Genomic DNA, 1,609 nt, shown 5'->3' with positions numbered 1-1,609 from the left:
TGACAATTTTAAAATGGGTCCACCCCAATTGTCTCCGCAGTGCGGAGACAATCTTATTATCAGGATAAATTTCAGCAAAACGAATCATATGTCTTAAATTTTTTATTGAAAATCCCGCTCCATAATCAAGCTTTAATTGTTGCGACACTGTCTCAACAATCTCCTTGCCGTATTCAGCTCGCTTGTTCTTTAAAATCTCCTGGCGGATTCTTTTACCAATATTCCAATACAATGTAGTCATTTCGGCGTTAACTGTCACGGCGACCGCCGAACGGGTTTTTTCTATCATCCCGCTTATATCCGTCAAGAGAGCATTTGTTTTTGCGGGCGCCCGTTTCTTAATAATTTGTTTTTTTATATTTACGGGCATATAACGCCCCCCTCAAAATAAGTCGCCCTGTTCATTTTCCGAATCTTCCCCAGAACTCGACGAGAGGCTCCAGATAAACGCCTTGCGCCTCATAAACCCTCGCGCGGATCCTGCTCATCAGCTCATAAGCGTCATCGGCCGAACTCGCGCCCCGCAAGACAAAAACATTCGCGTGAAGAGGCGAGACAGAAACGCCGACCGAGCGCCAGCGCGAACAGCCGCATTGCTCGATGAGTTTGCCCGCCGGCATCCCTGCGGGATTCCTGAATATGCATCCGCTACCGTTCTTGTATATAAAACCTTTTTCCTTTCTTTTTGCCGTCAGATCTTTTATCCTGTCAATTATTTTTTCCCTGGCTTTTTTCCTCAGCGAAAAACAGGCTTCGGATATAACGGCGGGGATTGGAACGGGCCCCGTCCTGTAAGAAGCCTTTATCCTCCCGCCCGAGATCCTGTATTCCCTCCCCGAACGGTAAAATCTGACCCATTTGAGGACATCGCTTATGGAACTTCCGAAAGCGCCGGCATTTTTAAAAACAGCCCCGCCGACGGAGGCGGGAATCCCCGAAAGGTTTTCCAGGCCGCAAAGCCCCGCCGCGGCGCTTTTTTTTATCACATCTTTCAGCCCGGCCCCGGCCCCGGCGATAACATCGTTGCCTTTGAGCTTAATTTTTTTGAAATCCCCGTCGAGCATGAGCGCCGGTTCGGTTAATCCCGCGGAAGAAACAATGACATTGGAGCCGTTTCCCAAAACCCTGAAAGTATGAAACTGCTCCGTAAAAGCCTTAAGTTCAGCGACGGTGGCGGCATGCCACACATGAGCCGGGCCGCCCGAGGCAAGATAAGTAATATCCCTCAGGTTAATAAAACTAACTTTCATTTTTTGACAGCGGCGTCAGATCCCTGCCGGCAGGCAGGTTGACATTTGACACGCTCAATTTTTTCTTGGAAAGTTTGAGATACTGGATCAGCGGTATCCCCGACGGGCAGACATAAGCGCAGGCTCCGCACTCCATGCAGTTCATGGCTTTATCATAGGCCTTCCCCGCTTTGTAAAGAGCAAGGCTCTCACGGGGCATCAGGCCCATGGGGCACACCGACGCGCAGCGCAGACAGCGCAGACACTCATATTCTTTCCTTTCACCGTCCCACATCAGCAGAATGCCGCTGGCGGCCTTGGAAACCGGCACATCCATATCGCACACGGCCTGGCCCATCATGGGCCCGCCGAATATGATC

3 protein-coding genes are annotated in these 1,609 nt (G+C 50.5%); all 3 read right to left on the bottom strand.

All coding sequences use genetic code 11. The features are described from left to right. Positions 1 to 370 (bottom strand): DUF1016 domain-containing protein (locus tag FP827_03730; protein ID MBA3052185.1); only part of this gene is annotated, 370 nt, incomplete at its 3' end. Positions 371 to 401: 31 nt separating this feature from the next. Next, on the bottom strand, positions 402 to 1,250 hold the full coding sequence (locus FP827_03725; GenBank protein ID MBA3052184.1) for an FAD-binding protein: 849 nt from the start codon (positions 1,248 to 1,250) through the stop codon (positions 402 to 404). Next, the coding region (locus tag FP827_03720; protein MBA3052183.1) for a 4Fe-4S dicluster domain-containing protein at positions 1,240 to 1,609 on the bottom strand (370 nt) is incomplete at its 5' end. The genes FP827_03725 and FP827_03720, both read right to left, overlap by 11 nt.

This window comes from Candidatus Omnitrophota bacterium, assembly GCA_013791745.1.
GTDB lineage: Bacteria > CG03 > CG03 > CG03 > CG03 > CG03.
The sequence above is the reverse complement of the archived record's forward strand: the minus strand, read 5'-3'. Positions and strand labels throughout refer to the sequence as shown.

Bases quoted from the DNA above. Each gene is read 5' to 3' on its own strand.
- FP827_03725 (MBA3052184.1), bottom strand. From the start codon at position 1,250: ATGAAAGTTAGTTTTATTAACCTGAGGGATATTACTTATCTTGCCTCG.